Source organism: Clostridia bacterium (assembly GCA_026414765.1).
Taxonomy (GTDB): domain Bacteria; phylum Bacillota; class Clostridia; order Acetivibrionales; family DSM-27016; genus SKW86.
Genome location: JAOAIJ010000021.1, coordinates 1 through 24345 on the forward strand (window position 1 = coordinate 1; position 24345 = coordinate 24345).

The 24345-nt window shown below is 37.5% G+C and carries 26 protein-coding genes and 1 other annotated feature; of the genes, 18 read left to right on the plus strand and 8 right to left on the minus strand.

All coding sequences use genetic code 11. From position 1 onward, the window contains the following. On the plus strand, nt 1–370 hold a 370-nt coding region (gene spo0A / locus N3I35_07700; GenBank protein ID MCX8129964.1), incomplete at its 5' end, for a sporulation transcription factor Spo0A. Between the two features lie 111 nt (nt 371–481). On the opposite strand, the gene N3I35_07705 is transcribed toward spo0A, so the two are convergent. Together N3I35_07705 and N3I35_07710 are read right to left on the minus strand one after the other, a co-directional pair. Further along, the gene (locus tag N3I35_07705) at nt 482–1042 is read right to left on the minus strand and encodes a MerR family transcriptional regulator (GenBank protein MCX8129965.1); all 561 of its coding nucleotides are present in this window, start codon (nt 1040–1042) and stop codon (nt 482–484) included. An 89-nt stretch (nt 1043–1131) separates the two neighbouring features. After that, complete coding sequence (locus tag N3I35_07710) at nt 1132–2046, minus strand: RluA family pseudouridine synthase (protein MCX8129966.1); 915 nt, start codon at nt 2044–2046, stop codon at nt 1132–1134. 471 nt (nt 2047–2517) lie between these two features. Here N3I35_07710 and N3I35_07715 point away from each other — a divergent pair, with 471 nt between their 5' ends. From N3I35_07715 to aroB, 9 genes are all read left to right on the plus strand, one after another. Beyond that, nucleotides 2518–3810, plus strand: a complete 1293-nt coding sequence (locus N3I35_07715; protein ID MCX8129967.1) for a methionine gamma-lyase family protein — start codon at nt 2518–2520, stop codon at nt 3808–3810. 22 nt (nt 3811–3832) lie between these two features. Beyond that, a complete protein-coding gene (locus N3I35_07720; protein MCX8129968.1) occupies nt 3833–5125 on the plus strand; it encodes a hypothetical protein in 1293 nt (430 codons plus the stop codon). Next, nucleotides 5122–5838, plus strand: coding sequence for a YggS family pyridoxal phosphate-dependent enzyme (locus tag N3I35_07725; GenBank protein ID MCX8129969.1), 717 nt, complete (start codon nt 5122–5124; stop codon nt 5836–5838). The genes N3I35_07720 and N3I35_07725 overlap by 4 nt, the downstream gene beginning before the upstream one ends. A 121-nt stretch (nt 5839–5959) precedes the next feature. Further along, nucleotides 5960–6412, plus strand: a complete 453-nt coding sequence (locus N3I35_07730) for a cell division protein SepF (protein ID MCX8129970.1) — start codon at nt 5960–5962, stop codon at nt 6410–6412. Nucleotides 6413–6423: 11 nt separating this feature from the next. Beyond that, a complete protein-coding gene (locus N3I35_07735; protein ID MCX8129971.1) occupies nt 6424–6714 on the plus strand; it encodes a YggT family protein in 291 nt (96 codons plus the stop codon). A 2-nt stretch (nt 6715–6716) separates the two neighbouring features. Continuing rightward, a complete protein-coding gene (locus tag N3I35_07740) occupies nt 6717–7511 on the plus strand; it encodes a YlmH/Sll1252 family protein (protein MCX8129972.1) in 795 nt (264 codons plus the stop codon). A 13-nt stretch (nt 7512–7524) separates the two neighbouring features. Then, nucleotides 7525–7980 carry a DivIVA domain-containing protein gene (locus tag N3I35_07745; protein MCX8129973.1) on the plus strand — a complete coding sequence of 152 codons (456 nt, stop codon included), beginning with the start codon at nt 7525–7527 and terminating at the stop codon, nt 7978–7980. A gap of 75 nt (nt 7981–8055) precedes the next feature. After that, nucleotides 8056–8392 (plus strand) — a binding site (T-box leader). A 90-nt stretch (nt 8393–8482) separates the two neighbouring features. Beyond that, nucleotides 8483–11605 carry an isoleucine--tRNA ligase gene (ileS, locus tag N3I35_07750; protein ID MCX8129974.1) on the plus strand — a complete coding sequence of 1041 codons (3123 nt, stop codon included), beginning with the start codon at nt 8483–8485 and terminating at the stop codon, nt 11603–11605. 93 nt (nt 11606–11698) lie between these two features. After that, nucleotides 11699–12790, plus strand: coding sequence for a 3-dehydroquinate synthase (gene aroB, locus N3I35_07755; protein ID MCX8129975.1), 1092 nt, complete (start codon nt 11699–11701; stop codon nt 12788–12790). Between the two features lie 76 nt (nt 12791–12866). Here the strand turns inward: aroB and N3I35_07760 are convergent, their stop codons facing one another. After that, complete coding sequence (locus N3I35_07760; GenBank protein MCX8129976.1) at nt 12867–13652, minus strand: S-methyl-5'-thioadenosine phosphorylase; 786 nt, start codon at nt 13650–13652, stop codon at nt 12867–12869. A 186-nt stretch (nt 13653–13838) separates the two neighbouring features. On the opposite strand from N3I35_07760, the gene N3I35_07765 reads away from it, so the two are divergent. The 3 genes from N3I35_07765 to N3I35_07775 are packed head-to-tail and all read left to right on the plus strand — an operon-like array spanning nt 13839 to nt 15081. Next, complete coding sequence (locus N3I35_07765) at nt 13839–14072, plus strand: hypothetical protein (GenBank protein ID MCX8129977.1); 234 nt, start codon at nt 13839–13841, stop codon at nt 14070–14072. Between the two features lie 57 nt (nt 14073–14129). Then, nucleotides 14130–14447, plus strand: a complete 318-nt coding sequence (locus tag N3I35_07770; GenBank protein ID MCX8129978.1) for a DUF5665 domain-containing protein — start codon at nt 14130–14132, stop codon at nt 14445–14447. Next, nucleotides 14440–15081 (plus strand): TraR/DksA C4-type zinc finger protein, encoded by a 642-nt coding sequence (locus tag N3I35_07775; GenBank protein ID MCX8129979.1) that lies wholly within the window; start codon nt 14440–14442, stop codon nt 15079–15081. Before N3I35_07770 ends, N3I35_07775 begins: the two co-directional genes overlap by 8 nt. A gap of 25 nt (nt 15082–15106) precedes the next feature. Here N3I35_07775 and N3I35_07780 read toward each other — a convergent pair whose 3' ends face one another. After that, a complete protein-coding gene (locus N3I35_07780) occupies nt 15107–15850 on the minus strand; it encodes a TIGR03915 family putative DNA repair protein (protein MCX8129980.1) in 744 nt (247 codons plus the stop codon). Nucleotides 15851–15865: 15 nt separating this feature from the next. After that, a complete protein-coding gene (locus N3I35_07785; GenBank protein ID MCX8129981.1) occupies nt 15866–17167 on the minus strand; it encodes a putative DNA modification/repair radical SAM protein in 1302 nt (433 codons plus the stop codon). Nucleotides 17168–17438: 271 nt separating this feature from the next. Between N3I35_07785 and N3I35_07790 the strand changes: the two genes are divergently transcribed. The 3 genes from N3I35_07790 to N3I35_07800 all read left to right on the plus strand — a co-directional run bounded on the left by N3I35_07790 (nt 17439) and on the right by N3I35_07800 (nt 21748). Next, nucleotides 17439–20498 (plus strand): EAL domain-containing protein, encoded by a 3060-nt coding sequence (locus tag N3I35_07790; GenBank protein MCX8129982.1) that lies wholly within the window; start codon nt 17439–17441, stop codon nt 20496–20498. Nucleotides 20499–20543: 45 nt separating this feature from the next. Further along, nucleotides 20544–20813 carry a TIGR03905 family TSCPD domain-containing protein gene (locus N3I35_07795; GenBank protein ID MCX8129983.1) on the plus strand — a complete coding sequence of 90 codons (270 nt, stop codon included), beginning with the start codon at nt 20544–20546 and terminating at the stop codon, nt 20811–20813. A gap of 101 nt (nt 20814–20914) precedes the next feature. Then, nucleotides 20915–21748, plus strand: coding sequence for an amidohydrolase family protein (locus tag N3I35_07800; GenBank protein ID MCX8129984.1), 834 nt, complete (start codon nt 20915–20917; stop codon nt 21746–21748). 20 nt (nt 21749–21768) lie between these two features. Here N3I35_07800 and N3I35_07805 read toward each other — a convergent pair whose 3' ends face one another. From N3I35_07805 to N3I35_07815, 3 genes are read right to left on the minus strand one after another with little or no spacing between them, the layout of a single operon-like run. Then, nucleotides 21769–22356, minus strand: a complete 588-nt coding sequence (locus tag N3I35_07805) for a manganese catalase family protein (protein ID MCX8129985.1) — start codon at nt 22354–22356, stop codon at nt 21769–21771. Between the two features lie 2 nt (nt 22357–22358). Beyond that, entirely contained in the window at nt 22359–22613 is a 255-nt protein-coding gene (locus N3I35_07810; GenBank protein ID MCX8129986.1) for a spore coat protein CotJB, read from the minus strand. 12 nt (nt 22614–22625) lie between these two features. Beyond that, complete coding sequence (locus N3I35_07815) at nt 22626–22778, minus strand: spore coat associated protein CotJA (protein MCX8129987.1); 153 nt, start codon at nt 22776–22778, stop codon at nt 22626–22628. 215 nt (nt 22779–22993) lie between these two features. On the opposite strand from N3I35_07815, the gene N3I35_07820 reads away from it, so the two are divergent. Both N3I35_07820 and rpsO read left to right on the plus strand, forming a co-directional pair. Beyond that, nucleotides 22994–23824: a carbon-nitrogen hydrolase family protein gene (locus N3I35_07820; protein MCX8129988.1), complete on the plus strand. Its 831-nt coding sequence runs from the start codon at nt 22994–22996 to the stop codon at nt 23822–23824. 127 nt (nt 23825–23951) lie between these two features. Then, nucleotides 23952–24215, plus strand: coding sequence for a 30S ribosomal protein S15 (gene rpsO, locus N3I35_07825; GenBank protein MCX8129989.1), 264 nt, complete (start codon nt 23952–23954; stop codon nt 24213–24215). Nucleotides 24216–24345 lie beyond the last annotated feature (130 nt).

Below are 24345 nucleotides of genomic sequence, written 5' to 3' on the forward strand. Positions count from 1 at the left end.
TCATGTATCTCCTTCAAGGAATCTTGAAGTTGAAGTGACAAGCATTATGCATGAAATCGGAGTACCAGCTCATATTAAGGGATATCAGTATCTTAGGGATGCAATAATGATGGTTGTTAAGGATTTGGATATCATTAATTCAATAACTAAACAGTTATATCCATCAATTGCTAAGGAATACAATACTACCCCCAGTAGAGTTGAGAGAGCAATAAGACATGCAATCGAAGTTGCATGGAGCAGAGGTCAGGTTGACACCATAGATGCACTTTTCGGTTATACTGTAAGTATAGGAAAAGGAAAACCTACAAACTCAGAGTTTATAGCTATGGTAGCAGATAAGTTAAGACTGGAGCTAAAAGTAAGTTAATAGATCGAAAATAAAAAATGCATCCTAAAAAGGGATGCTTTTTTTATTTACTTTTATTATAAAAATAAAAAAAAGTAGGGAAATTTTCATTCCCTGCTTTTTTTATAATTCTTATTTAAAAAGTCTCCTAAAAAAACTCTTGTGATTTCTTTCTCTCCACTTGCCCAATGAACGGTCAACCTCTGCAAAATGCTTTTCCATCTTACTTTCAAGCTTACGTGCACTATTTTCTACACAAGCTCCTAGTTCCAGCTTTGTTTTAGTGATTTCCTTTGTAATGTGCTCTCTAGCAGAACTTACTTCCGCAGTTACACTGTTTGTAAGCTGCTCACGGAAGTCTTCAAAGAACTGTCTGATATCAAGGGGGCTATCTATCGGATCTATGGTTATTAGAGACATAGATCCGTCGTCTAAAACAACAGGTGGAGGTTCTTCGCTTATACTTTCCGATTCGAGAATTTTTTTTATTGCCTTTATTTCAAGACCTTCGTCTCTCATTTTTTTGATTTGATACATTAGATTTGCGTGTTCCGTAGTATAAAAGCGTCTTCCACGTTCATCTTTTGGAATTTTAAGATTGAATTCCTTTTCATAGTATCTTAGAGCGTGATCTGTTATGTGCAGATATTCGCTTAGTTCTGTAATGGTATAACGTTCCTTTAGTATTTCCACAACATTTCCCCCCGGTTACTATAGTCGAGATACTCCGCGTATCATATACATAATACCATTAGTGTAAAAAGCTGTAAATAAATGGGATATTATTTTCTTAATATTTCCAACAGATTAATCATATCTGCTGGAATAGGGGCAAGGAGATCCATTTCACTTTTGAAAAAGGGGTGTATGAAACGGACCCTGTGAGAGTGAAGTGCTTGCCTGCCTATATATTCATTGAGCATTTCATAAGCAACAGGGGATAATGGAGGATATAAGGTATCTCCAATCAGAGGATGACCGATTCCCTGACAGTGAACCCTAATCTGATGAGTTCTACCGGTTTCCAAAAGGAATTTCAATTTGGTCGCATTGGGAAAAAGTTCAAGTGTTTCATAGTGAGTTACTGCATGATCACCTGATGGAGTGATATGCCTAAGCATTATACTGTCAGGTTTGCGACCTATGGGCATGTTTATCGTACCTTTACAGGGATATACATTTCCATATACTACGCCAATATACTCCTTGGAAAATAGCTTGTTGTTCATCTGCCTTATAAGGGATTCCTGTACATACTCATTTTTTGCAAAAATAATTATACCTGTTGTATCCCTATCAAGACGGCTTACAGGTCTGATCTTTTTTGAAATCCCTTTTGAACTCAAGTAGTACATTATTGCATTGGCGATTGTTCCGGATATATGAGAGCTTGTAGGATGTACAACTATGTTTGACTGTTTGTTGAGTACTATCATGAATTCATCCTCATAGATAATATCCATATCTATTTTTTCTGGAATAATATCACTACAGTCCTCTTCGAAATCAACAAGAGCTTCAATAATATCTCCGGTTTTAACAATGGTATTTACATATACAGGGGTTGAATTACACAAAACTTTACTGCTGTACTTGAGCCTTTTTACAAGTCTTTCTGATAAATCCAATTTGTTTTTCAATATGTATTTCACGTTTTTTCCAGAGGATTCTTCATCCACTATGTATTTTAATATCATTTGATCACCTTTTGAATATAGTGTGTATTAAATCGTTGTAGGGCCGTATGGATATACGGCCGTAAATTTACCAGAATTAAATATCAATATAACAAATGGATATTTACCTATCTAGGGCGGACGTATTGCAATACGTCCCTACATGCGCCAATAAAAAATAATTCGTCTCTGTAGGGAATGGATTGAATGGTTAAATATCCTGCCAAATAGCGGAACACCACGGGGGGCGTTCCCTACAAACAATTATTCAATCGATAATGACGTTAATGCACAACATATTCAAATACTACATCATCATGGACCGAAAATCAAGGCAACTTATTCAGTGTTTAAGCTTGTCAATATATTTAAATTATCCTTAATCATTGAAATAAATCCCGTAGTTGTATAAAATATAAATAATGCTTATTTCAGAACACAATGCAATACCGCATACTAAATTGCACATTTTACTCAAAGAGAGGATTACAAATGAATTTTAGAATACAGAATTATATGAAAAGTGAGTTTGGGATAAATGAAAGCATAGTCAATATCTCAAACTCCATAGAAAAGGAAATCGAAGAAGTAATAAGAGAAATTGATTACATAAAAGAGTACAATCAGATAAAAGTAATAAGGGCTATGCAGAACAACTCCTTGAGTGATTCACATTTTTCTGGGACCACAGGATACGGTTATGATGATAGAGGAAGGGAAGTTCTTGATTCGGTATATGCAGATGTTTTCAAGGCAGAGGATGCATTGGTCAGACATCAGATAGTTTCGGGAACTCAAGCTTTGGCAATATGCATGTATGGAAACCTAAGACCAGGAGAAGAGCTGCTGTCTGTAACGGGAAAACCTTATGACACATTGGAAGAAGTTATTGGAATTAGAGGTGAGGGTGCAGGTTCACTTAAGGAATTCGGTGTATCTTACAATCAGGTAGAACTCCTTCCTGACGGTGGAATGGATTATAATGCTATAAAAGAAGCAATAAATGAAAATACCAAACTCGTCCTTATACAACGCTCAAGAGGATATGGATGGAGACCATCCATAAAGATAGATGAAATTGCAAAAGTCATAGAGTTCATTAAAGGGGTAAAAAAGGATATAGTTGTATTGGTGGATAATTGTTATGGTGAATTCGTAGAGGATAGGGAACCGACTGAAGTTGGGGCTGATTTGGTAGCAGGCTCACTGATAAAAAATGCCGGTGGAGGTCTTGCTCCTACAGGAGGTTATGTTGCAGGAAGAGAAAGTTGTGTCAGGAAAGCGGCATATAGGCTTACAACACCAGGTTTAGGGAAAAAAGTTGGTTCTACTCTGGGACATAACAGATTGTTGTTCCAAGGGCTTTTTCTTGCGCCCCATGTAGTGGCAGAAAGCTTAAAAGGTGCAGTTTTCTGTGCTGCTTTGATGGAGAGGCTCGGATTTGAAACATCTCCGGCAACTACAGAAAAAAGGGGAGATATAATTCAAGCTATAAAGTTCAATAACCCAGACAGCCTGATTGCATTCTGTCAAGGGATTCAGAAGGGTTCACCTGTAGATGCTTTCGTTAATCCAGAGCCTTGGGACATGCCAGGATACGATAGTCCGGTTATAATGGCTGCAGGAGCTTTCATTCAGGGGTCGTCAATTGAACTCAGTGCGGATGCCCCCATAAAGCCGCCTTACGTTGCATATATGCAAGGAGGGCTAGTATATGAACACGTTAAGCTTGGTGTAATGATTGCTGTACAGAAGATGAAAGAAAAGGGAATAGTAAAGATTTAATTGCCTTTTACGGGGTGTTTTTATGGAAGAGAAACCAAATGAAAAAGTGGAAGAGAGAAGCGAAGGAAAAAATTCTAGAATAAAAATTGGTAGTTTTATCATAATAGTATTCATATTGTTGTATGTACCTTCGTTAATACACTGGTTATATGGTGAAACTATAAGTACAGATATTGTCAGAATAGGAGAGCTGGAGGATTCTGTTAATACTGACGGTTATTTCGTACGAAATGAGGAAGTACTTCAGTCACCCTTTGAGGGTACCTGTATTCCTGAGGTGGGAGAGGGAGAAAAAGTTGCTGTCAATACTAATATTGCCACAGTACTTAAGGATGATAGTGACAGCATATTGGAAGCATTAAAGAATAAGGAACTTGATATCATAAAGGCCAAACAGGAAAAAAACAAAAATACTGAAATTTTTTCTGAAGATATTGTTAAGATTGAGAACGAAATAGGTGACAAGGTAAAACTTGTAATTGAGCAAGGAAATAAGAACAGTCTTTTGAAGATTGGGCAAATAAAAGATGATATAGATGAACTGATACAAAAAAAAGCCACAATTTCAGGTGATACAGGTAGTACGGATACTTACATAAATTCTCTGCAGAAGGAAAAGGAAAAATTGCAGTTGCAGATGAGAATGAATACAAGAAATATTGTCTCAAAGTCTTCGGGTATAATATCATATACCACGGACGGATATGAAAACATGTTGAGATCATCAGCAATAAAGGATATTACCCCGAAATTTCTAGAGAGCATAAAAGAAGGGAAGAACATTAATTTTACTGGCAGCAAAACTGTTGAAGCCGGAAAACCCTTTGCAAAAGTTATAAAAGATTTGGACTGCTATATATTAGCAGCATTGACTCCTTCAAAAGCTGAGCGATATAAAGTTGGTGATTCTATTGACATAAGGATAAATGAAATCAGTAAAATAATAGATAGTACAATTGAATATAAATCAGAAAAGATAGATGGCAAAATAATACTTGCATTTAGGGTTAATCAAGGAATAAGTGAAACATCAGGGCTCAGAAAGGTTAACGTCGATATTATTTCAAAGCATTATAAAGGATATAGGGTGCCCTTGAATAGTCTGTTGAATATTGATATGAAAAACATGAAGGCTAAGGTAGTGCTGGTGAAATCAAACTATGCAACTATAAGAGATGTGAAAATCAAAGGCACAGACGAAGAATTTGCCATAGTAACCAGTCTGGACGATAAGACTAAAAATGGAATTGGGCTATATGACATATACGTTTGTAATCCGGGAAATATTCAGGAGGGGCAGATGATAATCAAATGAGTAATGAAAATGACTTTATTAAACACAATATTGAAGATATTCGTAAAAGAGTAGAGAAAGCAGCATTAAAAAGCGGGCGAAGCTTGAGCGACATAGAGATCATTGCTGTCAGTAAGACAGTGGAGCCTGAAAGGATAAATAAGGCTATAGAAGCTGGTTTGAAAAATTTGGGTGAAAATAGGGTTCAGGAATTATGTGAAAAATACGATATATTGAGTGAGGAGTGCAAATGGCACCTCATTGGACATTTACAAACAAACAAAGTAAAGTACATAGTTGACAAAGTGGCCTTAATTCATTCTGTTGATAGAATTGACCTTGCCCGTGAAATTGATTTGAGGGCAAAGAAAGCGGGTAAAATATTAGACATTCTTGTACAGATAAATGTTGCCGGAGAGGAATCGAAGTTTGGGCTCTCTTCAGAGGAATCTCTTGAGTTCATAAAAAATGTAAGCAAGTTTGATAATATAAGTGTAAAAGGCTTGATGACCATTGCTCCACTTGTACAAAACCAGGAAGAAGTTAGGCCGGTCTTTAGGGAATTAAGAAAAATATTTATTGACATAAAGCGGGAAAATATTGATAATATAAATATGGATTATCTTTCCATGGGAATGAGCAACGATTTTGAAGTTGCTATTGAAGAAGGCTCTAATATGGTACGTATAGGTACTGCAATTTTTGGAAGGCGGCAGTATTCTCCATCGGGATGAATCTGCAAACAGCAAAGGATTGTATTTTCTGGACCTAAAGTACTATTTTTATTATTGTTGGAAAGTTATATAATTAAAGTGGCACAATTTATTACAAAAGAAAAAATAGGAGGATTTACTTATGGCAAAGCTATTTGATAAGGTTCTCAATTTTGTTGGTTGGGAAGCGGAAGAAGAAGAGGATATAGTTGAGGAACAGGAAGACTCAAAGGAAGAAATTGCTCAACCCCAGTTCTTACAGCATTCATCAAGAAAACAGCAAAACAAGGTAGTAAATATTCATTCAGCAAGTCAGCTTAAAGTTGTTATTATGCAGCCTGAAAACTTTGACGATGCTCAAGATATCTGTGATCATCTAAAAAGTAAAAAACCGGTTGTTGTTAATTTAGAAGAACTTGATAAGGAAAATGCTCAGAGGATAATTGATTTTCTCAGTGGATCAATTTATGCACTTGATGGAAATATTCAGAAAGTTTCAGGCGGAATATTTATCATAGCTCCTAGTAATGTTGATCTTATGGGAGATTTTAAGGATGAACTGAGAAATAAGGGAGTATTTCCCTGGGCTAAATAGAGCCGGAGGTAATGATGATAACTGTTTATAGAGCTATAGATTTACTTTTGATGATTATTGAGTATGCCATACTTGCAAGGGTAATAATATCTTGGGTACCGGTTCCTAAGGATAATCAGTTCATAAGGCTTTTATACCAAGTCACTGAGCCGGTTTTGGCGCCAATAAGAGGCTTGATTGAGAGGTCTGCCATGGGTAGAAATATGATGATAGATTTCTCACCCATAATCGCATTTATACTTATCAACATAGTCAGGAATGTAATCAGGAGAATGCTGCTCGGTGGCTATTGGATGTTTTAGCTATGATCGACAAAAGTGCTATATTAAAAAGAGTTACAAAGATAGAAGATAAACTGCTGATATCAAAATTACTGGATAAGGCGGAAAAGGCTGAATATATTAATAATTCCGTGTTTTCACATTTTTTGGATCCGTATCAGAGGAGTGTAATCGAGAAAGCTTTAGCTGGGACAAAGAATTTAAACTATGCATTTAGTGGTGGGTACAATGGGGCAGAGAGAGTTATTATTATTTTCGGCCCTAATTTTATTTTTCAGGATGACGATATAATAGATGAGCTTCCCCTTAAAGTCATAAGGGTTGAAGTGCTAAGCAGGGAAAGCTTGACTCACAGAGACTACCTTGGGGCTTTTATGTCCCTTGGTATAAAACGGGAAAAGATTGGTGATATTCTTGTAGGTGAAGAAACCTGTGACATTATTGTTTTAAGTGATATTGCAGAATACATAGCATTTAATCTGGATAGAATAGGCAAAGCCAAAATCATGATAAGCGTAAAAGAAGTAGATAGTATAAATACACCTGATTCAAAAACCAAAGAGATCAAGGCTTCTGTTGCTTCCTTAAGGCTTGATTGTGTGGCAAGTGCAGGTTTTGGCATATCGAGAAGCAAGATTTTGGAGTTGATTAAGGCAGATAGGGTAAATCTGAACTGGGATACGGCCAATACCCCCACCAAGCAGGTTAAAGAGGGAGACACAATTTCTATAAGGGGAAAAGGCCGGTTGGTGATGGAAAGTGTAGGGAGTATTACCAGGAAAGATAGAATCAGGATTTTACTAAAGAAATATATATAGAGAGGTGCCATGTATGAATTACACCCCGAACGATTTGCAAAACTTGACTTTTAAAAAGGGTTTCATGGGCTATAATGAGGATGAAGTAAATGAAGTTTTGGACAAGGTTATAGAAGATTATTCGGAATATGTAAGAGAAAATGTTGAGCTGAAGGATAGGATATCTGTTCTAAATGAAGGAATACAACACTATAAGAATATTGAAGATTCCTTGCAAAATATTTTGATAGTTGCTCAGCAGACAAGTGAGGAGATTAAAAAGAACTCATATGAAAAGGCGGAAAATATTATCAAGGAAGCCGAGCTAAAGGCACAGAGAATAATTGGTGAGGCAAATCAGGAAGTAATTAAAATAAAATTTGAATATGAAGAGTTGAGGAAGAAACTGCATATCTTCAAATCAAAATCAGAAACTCTCCTGCTTTCACAATTAGAGGTATTAAAGCAGATGTTTGAGGATTATGAATAGTAAGTATTGACAGTAAGCCTGACTCTTGACATACAAGCTTTTGTTATTATATAATTCTAGAAAAATAAATATTGAATAAAAACTGCGATTGGAAAGAGTAGATGGTGGTTCTTTTTATAGAGAGCAGGCGGATGACAGGCAATGCTATTACAGATACCTGTGCATTATGGTGCAAGTCCTGCAGAGAATACCTTTGAAAATCATCCATGAGTTGCTACCTGAATAAATAAGTAAGGGATGCCGGCTAAAACCGTTAAGGAATGAAGTGATTAGACAAGCTGAAATACAGTTTGCAGACTACAGGCGATAACTAGTGATAGATTGGATTACTATTGCGTAGCGCTTGAAATAGCTCTGTGATGTCATAATAAATCGGGTGGTACCGCGTGAGATATACCCTCTCGTCCCTATGTAAATAGATCGAGAGGGTTTTTTATTGTTTGGAAAAGTATATTTTCTTAGCATAGGAATTTTATTTAAATATTAAGATGGAGGTATGGAAATGTACGAAAAAGTGTCTACTAATCTAAACTTTATAGACAGAGAGCAGGAAGTCTTAAAGTATTGGAAAGAAAATGAAATATTTAAAAAAAGCATCGAATCCAGAGAAAACGGGCCTACTTTTACTTTTTATGACGGTCCGCCAACGGCAAATGGAAAGCCTCATATAGGTCATATTCTGACACGTGTAATAAAAGACATTATCCCAAGGTATAAGACAATGAAGGGCTATAAAGTTTTGAGAAAAGCGGGATGGGATACTCACGGACTTCCTGTAGAGCTGGAAGTTGAGAAAGTGTTGGGCATTAGCGGAAAACCTGATATAGAAAAGTATGGCGTAGAGCCATTTATAAAAAAGTGCAAAGAAAGTGTATGGAAATACGAGACTGAGTGGAGAAAAATGAGTGATAGGGTAGGGTACTGGGCTGATATGGATCATCCCTATGTAACATACCATAACAGTTATATAGAATCTGTCTGGTGGGCATTAAGAAAGATATGGGATCAGGACCTTTTGTATAAGGGGCATAAGATTGTTCCATACTGCCCGCGTTGTGGTACTTCACTTTCAAGTCATGAGGTTGCTCAGGGCTATAAGGATGTAAAAGAAAAATCTATTTATGTTAAGTTTGCGATAAAAGGTAAAAAGCAGGAGTATCTGATGGCATGGACTACTACTCCATGGACTTTGCCGTCAAATGTAGCATTGACTGTAAATGCAGACTTCACATATGTAAAAGTAAAGTGTGCAGATGAGTACTATATACTGGCTGAATCTTTAGCTGAAACGGTTTTACAGGAAGAGTATACAATTGTAGAAAAGTTTAAAGGTAAAGACCTTGCCGGAGTTGAGTATGAACCGCTTTTTGACTTTGCCGAAATTAATAAAAAGGCTTTCTATGTTGTTTGCGGTGATTTTGTAACTTTAACTGACGGTACAGGAATAGTGCACACTGCTCCTGCGTTTGGTGAAGATGACGCAAGAATGGGAAGAGAGTACGACCTGCCGTTTGTTCAGCTTGTAAATGAGCAGGGGAAATTCGTTGATGCGGTAGAACCATGGAAGGGTGTATTTGCAAAGGATGCAGATTCAGAAATAATTAAAACTCTCGACATGAGGAATCTGATGTATAAATCCCTGGATTATGAGCATTCATATCCATTCTGCTGGAGATGTGATACACCGTTACTTTACTATGCTCGTGATACCTGGTTCATAAAAATGACAGAGGTAAAGGATCGTCTTGTAAAAAACAACAAGAAGATAAATTGGCTGCCTGAAAATATAAGAGACGGACGTTTTGGAAACTTTATAGAAAATGTAGTTGATTGGGGTATAAGCCGTGAAAGGTATTGGGGGACACCATTACCTATATGGGAATGTGAATGCGGACACAGACATCTTATAGGTAGTATAAAGGAATTGAAAGAGATGGGACAGGATGTACCCGAGGATATAGAGCTTCACAAGCCATATATAGATAATGTGTATCTGACATGTCCTAAATGTAAGTCCGGGAAGATGAAGAGGGTTACAGAGGTAATCGACTGCTGGTTTGACTCAGGGGCAATGCCTTTTGCACAATGGCATTATCCTTTTGAAAATGAAGAGATATTCAAGGATAACTTCCCTGCTGATTTCATCAGTGAGGCTCTTGACCAGACCAGAGGATGGTTCTATACACTGCTGGCTATTTCAACCCTGCTTTTTGACGAGCCTGCATATAAGAATGTAATAGTTCTTGGTCTTGTTCAGGATAAGGAAGGGCAGAAGATGAGCAAGCATAAAGGAAATGTAGTTGACCCGTGGACAGTTCTGGATAAACAGGGAGCAGATGCAGTCCGCTGGTATTTCTATACCGGAAGCGCACCATGGCTGCCAAGCCGCTTTTATGAAGAGGCAGTAAGTGAAGGACAGAGGAAGTTTATGGGAACCCTCTGGAATACCTATGCATTCTATGTATTGTATGCAAATATTGATGAGTTTGACCCTACAAAATATAAATTGGAATATGATAAGTTGTCACAGATGGACAAGTGGCTTTTGTCAAAACTTAATACTTTGATAGGCTTAGTAGACAAGAACCTTGAAAATTATCGTATTACAGAATCAGCAAGAGCGATTCAGGAATTTGTCGATGAATTGAGTAACTGGTATGTACGTCGATGCAGGGAGCGTTTCTGGCAGAAGGAAATGAACCAGGATAAGATAAATGCATATATGACACTGAATGCTGCACTTGTTACATTGGTTAAGCTGTCTGCACCATTTGTACCTTTTATGGCAGAAGAGATATACAGGAATATTGTTAAAGGCGTCGATGCAAGTGCTCCTGAAAGCGTACATCTGTGTGATTTCCCTGTAGTGGATGAAAAGCTTATCGATAAAGAGCTTGAAAAGAATATGGAACTTGTATTGAAGCTTGTAGTGCTGGGGCGTGCCTGCAGAAACTCAGCGAATATCAAGAATCGTCAACCTATAGGGAAGATGTATGCAAAAGCTGATTTTGAATTACCGGCAGATTACAAGGAGCTCATTGCTGATGAATTGAATGTAAAAGAGATTATATTTACTGATGATGCTAGCCACTTTACTACCTATAAGTTTAAGCCGCAACTAAAAACACTCGGGCCAAGGTATGGAAAGCTTGTACCTCAGATCGGACAGAAGCTTACCGAGATAGACGGAAACGAAGCAATGAACAGGCTCAGAAGCGGACAGAATATTTCATTTGTTTTAGAAGGAACAGAAATCGTGCTGGTTGAAACAGACTTGCTTATAGAAACTATACAGAAGCAGGGTTTTGTTACAGAAACCGAGAAGGATGTAACTGTGGTGTTAGACACAAATATTACTCCGGAGCTTCTTGAGGAGGGCTTTGTTCGTGAAATCATCAGCAAGGTTCAGACTATGAGAAAAGAAGCAGGCTTTGAGGTACAAGACCATATTAGGCTTTATTACAGTGAAAATGACCGCATTGCTGAGATTATAAGCAAAAACAGGGATCTGATAGCTGAAGAAGTTCTGGCGGATGAAGTCAGTGAAGGGCGTTCTGAACAAGGGTATAATAAAGACTGGAATGTAAACGGTGAGAGCGTTAACATGACTGTAATCAAAGTTTGAACATTCTAAGGTAACGGGTGTGAGTGGAATAAATCCTGTATATTTGCTTATTCTGCTCATTTCCTGTTTATGCGTTAACACGGAGGACATTCTATGATAAAAGTAAATGTTAATCTGGGTGAGAGAAGCTACCCTATATATATTACTACTGACTATTCAGGGATAGGTAAATGTATTTCCAGCGCAAGACTTAACGGAAAAATTGTTGTGATCACAGATACTAATGTTGCTAAGTATCAGGCAGGGGAGTGTATTGCCTCCATTGAAGCTGCGGGATATGAGGTGCAGAAGTATATAATACAGGCTGGAGAGAAGAGTAAGAACCTCGATACGGTAAGTGATATTTACAAATATCTGTTGCAGCTAAGGCTTGACAGGGATTCTGTACTCATAGCCCTGGGCGGCGGTGTAGTAGGAGATATTACTGGTTTTGTTGCTGCAACATTTTTAAGAGGAATAAACTTCATTCAGGTGCCAACCTCTTCACTTGCACAAGCTGACAGCAGTGTAGGAGGTAAGGTGGGGGTAGATTTTGAGGGCAGTAAAAATATCATCGGAGCATTTTATCAGCCGAGATTTGTATATATAAATGTCAACACGCTTAAGACACTGCCAAAACGTGAACTGATAGCCGGTTTCGGTGAAATTATCAAGCATGGAATTATCAGGGATTCGGATTTTTTTGACTATATAGATTATAACACAAAGAAAATATTCAACTTCGATGAGGATATACTGCAATTTATTGCCAAAACTAACTGCAGTATAAAGGGAGCAGTAGTTGAACAGGATGAAAAGGAAAGTGGCCTGAGGGCTGTTTTAAACTTCGGACATACAATAGGGCATGCAATTGAAAGTGTGTATGACTTTGAATTGCTTCATGGTGAATGTGTATCTCTGGGGATGGTAGGAGCTTTCAGAATGGCTCAGATGCTTGAGATGGTCACTGGTGAAACAGTGGAAAAGGTAACAAAAACATTAGCCAGAGTGGGACTACCTGTGGAGCTTGACGGGATAGATGTAGAAAAGGTCTATAAGCAGATGTTTTTTGATAAGAAGATAAAAAATAATAAATTGTCATTTATTCTACCAAGGGGAATCGGTGAGGTCATTCAGGTAAGTATAGATGATGAAGGGCTAATAAAAAAGGCAATAAGTTCGTTGGATTCTAAAAGTAAACAGTAAAGACATAGAAGGGGCTCATGTGAAATGAGCCTCTTACTATACTTACGGGAGCCAAGGTTATAGCAATTAATAATTTTTATACCTTGCTACAGCTGCATCCGGCACTTTCAATATCTATTTTCTTAATAACCTCAAAGAGCATTTTCTTAACTTTATCATTATTTTCACTAAATACCTTATATACCTCTTCCTCTGTCACAGGAGGGATATCCTCACTTCCTTCAAGACCAGCGTCAAAGTCGGTGATAAGTGCGATATTCGCATAGCATATACCCAGCTCTCTAGCGAGATAACATTCGGGATACTGGGTCATGTTGATGACCTCCCAGCCCATTTTACTGAACCAGCGGCTTTCTGCAACAGTAGAAAACCTCGGGCCTTGTATCACAACAACTGTGCCTTTTTCATGAATTGTTATTCCTAATGATTTACCAGTATCAATTGCCAGTTTTCTCAGTTCGGGACAATAAGGATGCGCAGCACTGATATGTTTTGTTTCAGGGCCATCATAATAGGTATCTTTGCGTCCCCAAGTCCTGTCTACGAATTGATCGCATATTACAAAGTCACCTGGTTTTATGTACGGCTGAAGACTTCCGGAAGCAGTTGGAGCTAATATCTTTTTTACTCCTAAATGTTTCATTGCATACAGATTTGCTCTGTACGGTATCATATGTGGTGGAAGGTGATGTTCTCTGCCGTGACGTGGAAGGAAAGCGATCCTTTTTCCTTCATATTCGGCAATGGCAATTTTTTCACTGGTATTTCCGTAAGGAGTTTCAATCTCAATCTCTTCAATATTATCTAAAAAAGAATAAAAACCTGAGCCGCCAAAAACTCCGATATCTGCTTTATATTCCATATAAAACCTCCTGTTCTTATAAATATATATCCAATTACAAGTATATTATAATAATCAGATAGTGCAATAAAAAAATAAAAAGTTGAATATTTCCCATAGTAAAATTGTTCAAGTTAAGTTGATATGTATGCCGAATTTGTTTTCAGAACTGAAAGCAGTGCAGTTTGGTCACAGAATGGAGGAAATATGGCAGAAGTTTTATATACTGAATTGAAGGAAGATCTTGAGAATGTTTATTCAAAGACAAGGAATCTTTTGGATTTGCTTCAATCGAAGGATTTTGGTAAAGAGAGCAGTGAAATGAAGGAGTTGATGGATACTGTAATGTTTAGGCTCGAAGATATGGAGGGTACACTTCAAAAGGATATTTATAATTGTGATTATCTCATAACAAAGTTTAAAGTACTAAACAGGGCTTAGAAAGTTAATATTATCAAACCCTCTACAATTTGAGATTATAGTATCTAAGGAGGTAACATGTTCGGAAAGATAGGAATACTTAGAACAATAAATAAAAAGCTTGATCAGATTTCCTTGAATATGGAGAAATTTAAACTAGTTGACTATGTATACTATCTTGAGAACCCCCGAAAGATGCTTTTTGCCAATTTTATAGGAGGTCTTGCACGCGGAGTAGGGATCGCTATAGGATTTACCTTGCTAGGAGCGCTGATAATATATTTTTTACAGTTGGTTGTCAAGTTGAATTTACCTGTTATAGGTGAGTTTATCAGTGAAATAGTAAGGATAGTTCAGGATAATATGCAAAAAACAGGAGGGCGTATTAATGGATAGCAGCAATTTTCAACATTTTAAAGAGCTTCTTGAGACGCAAGGAAGAGAAATAGAGCATACAATTGAACTAATGAAGGAAAATAAAACAGGAGAGCAGGATAAGTATTCAAACAATGAGCTTTCCAGTTATGATAACCACCCTGCGGAACTTGGAAGTGAACTTTTTCTGACTGAATTGAATCTTGCACTTAGAGTTCACGAAGAACACCTGTTGAAAGACATACATGATGCTCTAGGACGGATTGATGAGGGTACCTATGGCAGATGTGCATTCTGCGGAAACGATATTGGAACTGAGAGGCTTGAGGTAATACCATATGCACGTGTTTGTATAGAATGTGAACAAAGCAAGGCTGTTGATCCTGAGATACTGGCTAAGAACAGACCAAATGAGGAACTCATATGGGATGCTCCTTTTGGCAGAAAGTATCTAAACAGAAGGGAAGATGATGAGCATGAAGGTATGGATCAGCTTAACGATCTTATGAAATACGGCTCTGCAGACAGTCCTCAGGATCTGGGCGGATACCATGATTATGAGGAGTATTATACCAATGAAATAGATAAACAGGGTATAGTAGATGATATGGATCAGGTTTCAAATGAAGAGTATAAACGGCAATTGCCTGACTAGACAGAGCCATATCATATGGCTCTGTCTAGTCAGGCTGCATTTCTATAAGGTGCTTCCAATATCTTGCAGGCATACATCTCCTCTGGAGTTTTGGATTTATTCTGTTCTTTATTGCTATACTTTCAAAGTATTTCTTCCACATTGCCTGATAGCTTGCTTCATCTTCACTTTTTTGGAAGCTTCCTTTAAATTCTGTGCTTTTTATTTCACAGGTGTTTTTATCATAAACAGCTGTGAGAGATCTTTTTATGTCATGAATAATCCAATTCTGGTCTGCAAAACGTTTTTCAAAATGCGGGGCTATTAGTCTCAAAATATTATGGTCAGGTTCAATGGGTGAATAAAAAACATCTTCATAAACTTCCTGGAATCTGATCAAGCCTAGAAGTCTATGACTTTCTGCCAGTACTTTCAGACTTGTTTTATGAACTTTCAGAACTCTTTCGTCAGCAAGATGGTTGTCTACTTTACTTCCCATTTTCCATCCAAGTTTTAGATAGTCGTAGATCCAGATTCCCGAATCTTCATAGTCTGAGAGGTAGGTATAAAAAACCTTTTTGAGACTTACTGAAGAAATTTTCTGCCTGATTGAATCATAAACTTTTTTTGCTTTTTCTATATCAGTTTCAATATGCACATTCTGATCGATGAAATTCACCTGTGGATCATGTCGGCAAATAATCCTGTAAGGAACCTGTTTTCTATAAAATGATTCATAAATACTAGTAAGAAGACCTTCAAAGCTGCCGTCATATATATAAATAAACAAAGGAAACCTCCTTGATTAAAGTTCACCTGATAAAACAGTTGACATTTCATACTGGTTCTGAAGAAACGGAAAAATAGTAAGCTGCTCATAAGATTGATTATTCAAAGGCTCGGGTGGTGTCAGAGCCAGAATACTGGTTTTTATTAATGACTGATTCATACTGGATATGCCTAAATGTTTTCCTTTGCAGGTAATAAAATAACGTGCTCTTTTTAGTACGACACCCAGTTTTTTTAAGTTTTCAAAATCCAGGTGGCATGTACGTCGCGCAGCAATTATTCTCTTTGCTGACTTGACTCCTATTCCCGGAACACGTAGAAGCATTGAAAAATCTGCCTTGTTTATTTCTACCGGAAAGAAATGTAGATTCCTTATCGCCCAATCGGCCTTGGGATCCAGCTCTGCCGAAAAATCAGGATTACTATCATTAAGCAGTTCGTTTGCGGAAAAACCGTAAAACCTCAATAGCCAGTCAGCCTGATAAAGTCTGTGTTCCCTAAGCAGAGGAGGTTTTTCTATGCTAGGCAGGCTGGGATGATTGGAGACAGGAACGTAGGCTGAATAATATACTCTTTTTAGATCAAAGCGTTTATATAGACCTTCTGAAAGTTTTAGAATATTTAGATCATTATCAGGAGTTGCACCGACAATTAATTGTGTACTTTGCCCAGCAGGAACAAATAATGAGGAATTTTTGAAAAGCCGGTTTTCTTCTCTGGTTTCAACAATCCTGTTACTTATCAGATTCATTGGTTTTATTATCGCATCTTTGTTTTTTTGAGGTGCAAGCAGCTTCAAACCTTGATTTGAAGGGAGTTCTATATTGACACTCATACGGTCGACATACTTGCCGGTTTCTGAGATAAGCTTGGCATCTGCACCGGGAATTGCCTTTATATGTATATATCCATTAAATTTATATTTGGTGCGGAGCAGTTTTACAGTAAGCAAAAGCAGCTCCATTGTATAGTCAGGGCTTTTAAATATAGCTGAACTCAGAAAGAGACCCTCAATATAATTCCTGCGGTAAAAGTTTATCGTCATTTCTGCAACTTCCTCAGGTGTAAATGCAGCTCTGGGAATGTCATTTGTAGATCTGTTTACGCAATAAGCACAATTATACATACAATAATTAGTGAGTAAAATTTTTAGAAGTGATATGCATCTGCCATCGGCAGACCAGCTGTGACAAATTCCGCTTTTTTTGCTATTGCCGATTCCGTCTTTTGTATTTTTTCTTGTTCCGCCGCTTGAAGAGCATGAAACATCATACTTTGCAGCATCGGATAATATTTCTAGTTTATCAATTAACTCCATAGGTATCTCCTGTAATATTATTTAAATGGCTTAATAAACAATGTTATTAATATTTTACCATATAAATGCGAAAAAATCAAACATATGTTCGGGATTATCGTTTAATATAGTTTGGGAAATATGCGCTGAAAAATTTATTGAAAACAATATGCAATGCTATATAATTTAGTTATAATTATTATGTTAGGCAATTATTATATTTCTAATATTTTGCATATAAGTTTTCAGATTTATACTTTTAGCTTCTATACCGGAGAACCGGAGGAATGGTATGTTTAAAAAACTGGGAACCTGTCTTGTATTTATAATCCTGACTTTTTTCACATATGTCAATGTTAGTGCAAATCCTATAGAAATCAAATACCAGGTCGAGAAGAACTATCCTCCGTTCAAGTTTGTAAATGGTAGTTACTTAACAGGGTTTGACATTGAATTCGGGAGTCTTATTTTCAATAGTGAGGACTATAAAATAGAATACTCAACCGATATATGGGAAAATGTCTATGCCAGACTAAAAAACGGTGAAATAGATACATGTGGCCTATTATCCATAACCAATGAACGGAAAAAGGAAATAATATATTCCGAACCTGTACTGAAAACTCATCAGGCACTTTTCACAAGTAAAGGAAGGCAGGGAATCAATCTTGATAATTTGCGTGCATTCAAGGTTATGGTAATGAAAGGCTCTTATAGTGAGAGGGTTTTAAAGGACACTTTGGGGGTGGATAAATATATAACCTACACTGATGTGAGCATAGCGCTAGATGAGCTTGTTGAAAAGCGTGTAGATGCTATTTTTGGAAATAGGGAAGTGATTAATTTCACTTTGTTAAGTAAGGGAATAGTGGGAGAGGTTGAATGCTTAAGGACAGAGAAGTTCAATATAGACTTTGCATATGGGATAAATAAAGACAAACCAGAATTAGCTGAGTACATAAACGCCAGAATCAAATCCTTGAAAAAATCCGGAGTATTTGAGGAACTTTATCAGAAGTATTTTTTCGATCATTCCGATTATTATAAAGAGTCATTAAAGCAAAAGTGGATAGCTGGTTTTGTAATTGTAGCAGTACTTATATTTGTGCTGGTCGTTATCATTCAGAGGTATATAGAATTCTTGAGAAAAAGGATCAGAGGGGCAACCAGGGAGTTGTTGAAACAAAAAAACTTTCTTAATAGTATTGTTGATAATGCAAATATTATGATTGTTATCTGGGATATGGAAGGCAATCTGATAAAATTCAACAAATTTTCTGAAGCCAGGACAGGATTTAGAGAAGAAGAAGTGCTAGGGCAAAAGTGGTTCGATGTCATAATTCCACGCGATATATATAATGAGATGATAGATGCTTTTGAAAGAATAAAAAAGGGTGAGCTGGCTGTTAACCATGAAAACCCTATTCTTTGCAAAGATGGAAGGTTGATCGACATTCTTTGGAATAACAGCATTCTATATGATGCCTCAGGAAATCAGGAGGTAGTGATATCAACTGGTGTAGATATCACAGATCGGAAAAAGACTGAAAGAAAGCTTATGGAAAGCTTTGAGGCGTTAGAGGCTGCGCATGAAGAACTGTCTGCTACTGAGGAGGAATTAAAGTCAAATTACTTTGAACTGCAAAAAAGCAGGGATGCATTGAGTGAAAGTGAAGAACGCTACAGGCTTGCTGTAGAAGGGTCAAATGATGCTCTCTGGGATTTTGACGTTCTGACTAACAGACTGTTCATATCGGCGCGTGGCAAGCAGATTGCAGGTTATTCAAAGGATGAAGAGTTGGAAAATGAGATGTTTATTGAACTCATCCATCCTGATGACAAGGCAAAATACCTACAGTATATGCGGTCGTTTTTTACCGGTAAAGAAAAAAGTGCACAGCTTGAATACAGAATAATCTCGCAGGACGGAAACACAGTATGGGTATTGAGCAGGGGTAAAGGAATATGGGATTCTTCAGGAAAACTTGTCAGAGTTGCAGGGTCCTTTATGGATATAACTATAAGGAAAGAAGCTGAGAGAGAAATCCATCAGCTTGCATATTATGATACATTGACACATCTGCCAAACAGAGTACTCCTGATAGACAGGCTTAATATGGTGCTTGCGGAATCCAAAAGAAATAAGAATATGGGTGCACTATTATATCTAGATCTGGATAATTTCAAGACGATAAACGATACTCAGGGTCATGCGTTTGGAGATGAGCTTCTTAAAAAGATTTCCGACAAATTGAAGTATTGTGTACGTGAGTATGATACAGTGGCGCGTTTGGGAGGGGATGAGTTTGTAATACTTCAGCCCAGAATAAATGCAGCCGATGATGCTGTTCGTCTTGCGGGCAGGATCATAAGCGCCATACAGGAACCATGGGTCATCAGCGGCAGAGACTACTATATTACATGCAGTATAGGGATTACTATATATCCGAATGACGGGAAAGATGGGCCTACATTGTTGAAAAATGCCGATATGGCCATGTATACTGCTAAGGAACTTGGCCGCAACAACTATCAGTTATATGAAAAGAATATGAATGTCAGAATAATGGAAAAGCTTGTCATGGAAAATGATATGAGAAGGGCAATAGATAGGAATGAGTTTGTAGTCTTTTACCAGCCACAGATTGATATTGCTACAGGAGCAATTACAGGTGTGGAAGCATTGATACGATGGGTTCATCCTGAACACGGCATGATTCCGCCGCTAAAATTTATTCCTTTAGCAGAGGAGACAGGTTTAGTTATAACAATAGGAGAATGGGTGCTGCGGACAGCGTGTAAACAAAACAGAAAGTGGAGAAGCGAAGGGATAGAAAATCTGAATATGGCAGTGAATCTTTCTGCGCGTCAATTCCAGCAAAAAGACCTGGTTGAAATGATAAGCAGGGTTTTGGAGGAAACCGGCATGACTCCTGAATTACTGGAGCTGGAAATTACTGAGAGTATAGCGATGCAGGACCTGAATTACACGATGACTGTCCTGAACAGCCTGAGGGATATGGGTATAAGGGTTTCGCTAGACGATTTCGGCACAGGTTATTCATCGCTTAATTACCTGAAAAATTTACCAATAAGCACATTGAAAATTGATAAGCATTTCGTGCAGGAGATTACCAATAATTCGAAAGAGGAAGCTATAGCAAAAGCTGTTATTTCTATGGCACACAGTATGATGCTTAGTGTAACTGCTGAAGGTGTAGAAACGGTAGACCAGTTGACATTCCTCAAAGAGCAGGGGTGTGACAAGGTGCAGGGGTACTTTTTCAGCAAGCCTTTGCCGGCAGAAGAACTTGAGGCATTGCTGAAACAGGATAGAATACTCCATCCGTAGTTATAGCTGACAAAACTTGTAGAGTTTTTATGAAAGGATATATTTATGAAGGATTTTACCTATAAGACCAGGTTGGTTTGTTCAAGAGGGATAACATTTTCTGTCGAAGACGGGGTGTTAATGAGTGTTAAATTCAGTATGGGATGTCCGGGAAGCCTTCAGGGAATAGGGAGCCTTGTGGAAGGGATGGCAGTTGTTGAGGTAATTAGGCGTCTCAAAGGTATTGATTGCATGAACAAGGGTACATCATGTCCGGATCAACTGGCAAAGGCTTTGGAAGAGTATGTTGAAGCTGAAAAAAATAAAGTATGTTGAATTTTTACTAAAAACTTTTTAATTATTGTAGGTAAAAAGCATAAAAAGCTTACGAATACAGTATATATAGTTTTTTATGGAATAATGAACGGAGGATTAGTTTGATAATCGATACACATGTACATATAGGAAATGCTATAGGTAAATGCATGACAAAAGAGATGGTAATAGAATCAATGGAAAGATATGAAATCGACTTTTCATTGGTATCGAATTTATCATCTGTAGAATATGATGGTGATTTAAATCCAATACCAATGATTTTGCAAAAAAGCCAGCTAGCTTCCTTTGAAGAAAGCATAGACTTTGCGAGAAGACATCCGGATATGATTGGAATATTGCCATGGATAAAGCCTGCAACAGAAAGACCGGATGAGGATTTCTGGCGGCTGATGGAAGAAAATTCGGACATAGTATATGGTATAAAGGTACATCCCTTCCATTCTAAGACTTATTTCGATTCTCCTAAGATGGAATCGTATATCCAATTGGCTCAGAAATTTCATATACCGGTTTTTAGCCATACAGGGGGGTGCGAAGAAGCACATCCGATACATGTATATAATATGGCGGTAAAGTATCCGGACGTCAATTTTGTTATGGTTCATATGGGATTAGGTACAGACAATCAGGAGGCAATAGAATTATTGGGAAAAGCCCCAAATTTATACGCAGATACAACATGGGTACCCATAAGTAGTATTATTGAAATAGTTAAGAATTTCGGGAGTGATCGAGTGTTTTTTGGTAGTGACAATCCTATAGATGGTGTAGATACCTATCACCATAATCCAAAGGGAGAGTTATCTGTTTATCAGCAGTATTTTAATGAACTGGAACGAAAAATCGGATCGGAGCACTATCAGAACATAATGTATAAAAATGCAATGAATGTACTAGGGGTAAAAATAAAGAATAGAGAGAGTTTGCTATAAAGACGTATTGGGCCGGAGGCCTAATACGTCTTCTTAATATAAAAATTCTTTTGAGCCAGCTTTTCCTCAACAATCCTCAGAGCTTCACCAAACCGCTGGAAATGTACTACTTCTCTTTCTCTCAAAAATCTCAAAGGGTCAATTACATCAGGGTCATCAGTAAGATTAATCAGGTTTTCATAAGTAGCTCTTGCCTTTTGCTCAGCCGCAAGATCTTCATGCAAATCGGCAATAGGGTCCCCTTTTGATTGGATATATGCTGCTGTAAATGGCACTCCGGCTGCACTTACAGGATATATTGCATGATCATGGTCTGAGTAATATGCACCCAAACCCTCTTTTTCAAGAACATCCGCAGGGACTCCCTTTGTAAGCTGGTATACCATGGAACCGACCATTTCTAAATGGGCCATTTCTTCGGTACCTATGTCATTTAAGATAGCCTTTGCTTCCTCCGTAGGCATGCTGAATCTCTGACTGAGATATCTCAAGGAAGCTGCCAATTCTCCATCCGGCCCGCCATATTGAGTTATAATGTATTTTGCCATTTTTGGGTTGCATGTTTTTATCTTAACAGGATATTCAAGTTTTTTCTCATAAATCCACATCGCTATATCCCCCTTTCCCAAGGCCACGGATCTTCTATCCAACGCCATTTGTTCCCTAAATTTGGTGTCATTGGAGTCAATGGTCCATACAGTCTTTCAAACTGTATTCTGAGCATGTTCGACCTCTGAACTGCACTGTTATATATGGCTAATGCCCTGCTATCACAAGGGTGAGTATCAAGATACAGGTGTAAGTCTATAACGGTAAAATCTGCAGCCATTACTTCTTTTAAAAGTTGTTCACGATTCATGTCCATTTTCTACACCTCCTATGCATCAACTGTATATTCCGGATCAGTCCCGTAAGGTCTGTCAAGTTCAGGGAATATAGTCCCACTTTCAAGGCCTTTCATAGGAGGATATATACAGTTAAGGTATTGAATAGGTACATAAGCATGAGCCAGCTGTGGCATTACAGGCATTATGGGGAGAGGAATGCACTGAGGATATAATGGTTGGATATTGTTAGGTATTATAGCCGGATTGTCATTCATAGTATTCCTCCGATAATAATTACTTTATTTCATAATATTCAATATTATGTTAAATGGTTCAATTATTTTCTTGCGGTATCGGATACACTAATTAATAGTTCTGGTATAATATACTTAAAAAAGTTTGCATTGGTGGGATTATGATGAAAGAAAGATTTAAACTTGCGGTTTGCCAGATGGAAGTCACGGAAGACAAAAAGGAAAACATAAAAAAGGCTGTTTGCTTAATAAAAGAAGCAGCTGAAAATAAAGCTGAACTTGTTGTATTACCGGAAATGTTCAACTGTCCCTATGATAACAAAATGTTTCCTATATTTGCTGAAGAATTAGATGGCGGTGAGACAGTAACTGCTTTAAAAGAGGCTGCAGCACAGGCAGGTGTTTACGTAGCAGCGGGTTCAATACCTGAATCAAGTGAAAACAAAATATATAATACCAGCATTATATTTGACAAAAAAGGCAGTATTATCGCAAAGCACAGGAAAATGCATCTGTTTGATATTAATATACCCGGAAAGATAGTATTTAAGGAATCTGATATACTTGCACCCGGGGATGAGGTTACTGTGGTAGACACTGAACTGTGTAAATTGGGCATTGCAATATGCTACGATATGAGATTTCCTGAATTATTCAGGATTATGGCATTAAAGGGGGCGGAACTCGTTTTGGTGCCCGGTGCCTTCAATATGGTTACAGGACCGGCACACTGGGAATCTTTGATACGTATCAGGGCAGTAGACAATCAGGTTTATGTAGCGGCAGCATCACCTGCAAGAAATATAAATTCCGGCTATGTAGCTTATGGAAATTCCATGATAGCTGAGCCTTGGGGAAATATCATATCAAGAACTGATGAACGTGAGAGTATAATATACGCAGATATTGATTCGGCTCATATGGAAAAGGTGCGGAATGAACTGCCGCTACTTAAAAATCGCCGGACTGATATATATGAATTGAAAGAAAAATAAATTATTTACAATTGACAAATAGTATGCTAAAATAACTTGGTATGATTATAACCATTTGCTGGGTTATTGGAAGACTCCGACCAATTACCGGGCTAATGGCGATTTAAAATGAGGAGGATTTATTATCATGTTTAAAGAACAGAAACAAGAAATTATCGGAAAGTTTAAAATTCACGAGAATGACACAGGGTCACCTGAGGTTCAGATTGCAATTCTTACAGAAAGAATCAATCATTTGAACGACCACTTGAAGGTACACAAGAAAGACCATCATTCAAGAAGAGGTCTTTTAAAGATGGTTGGACAGAGAAGAGGGCTGTTGAACTATCTTCAGAACAACGATATTGACAGATATCGTTCAATAGTTGAAAAGCTTAGCCTTAGAAAATAATAATGAGCGGAGACATCCGCTCATTATTTGTTAATATGGTATATTAGCACGTTTCTAACAATATTGATTTTTTCAAAAATTTATTTCTATAGGTAGCTGTTATAGAAGAATTTTTTGGCTAAATATCAAA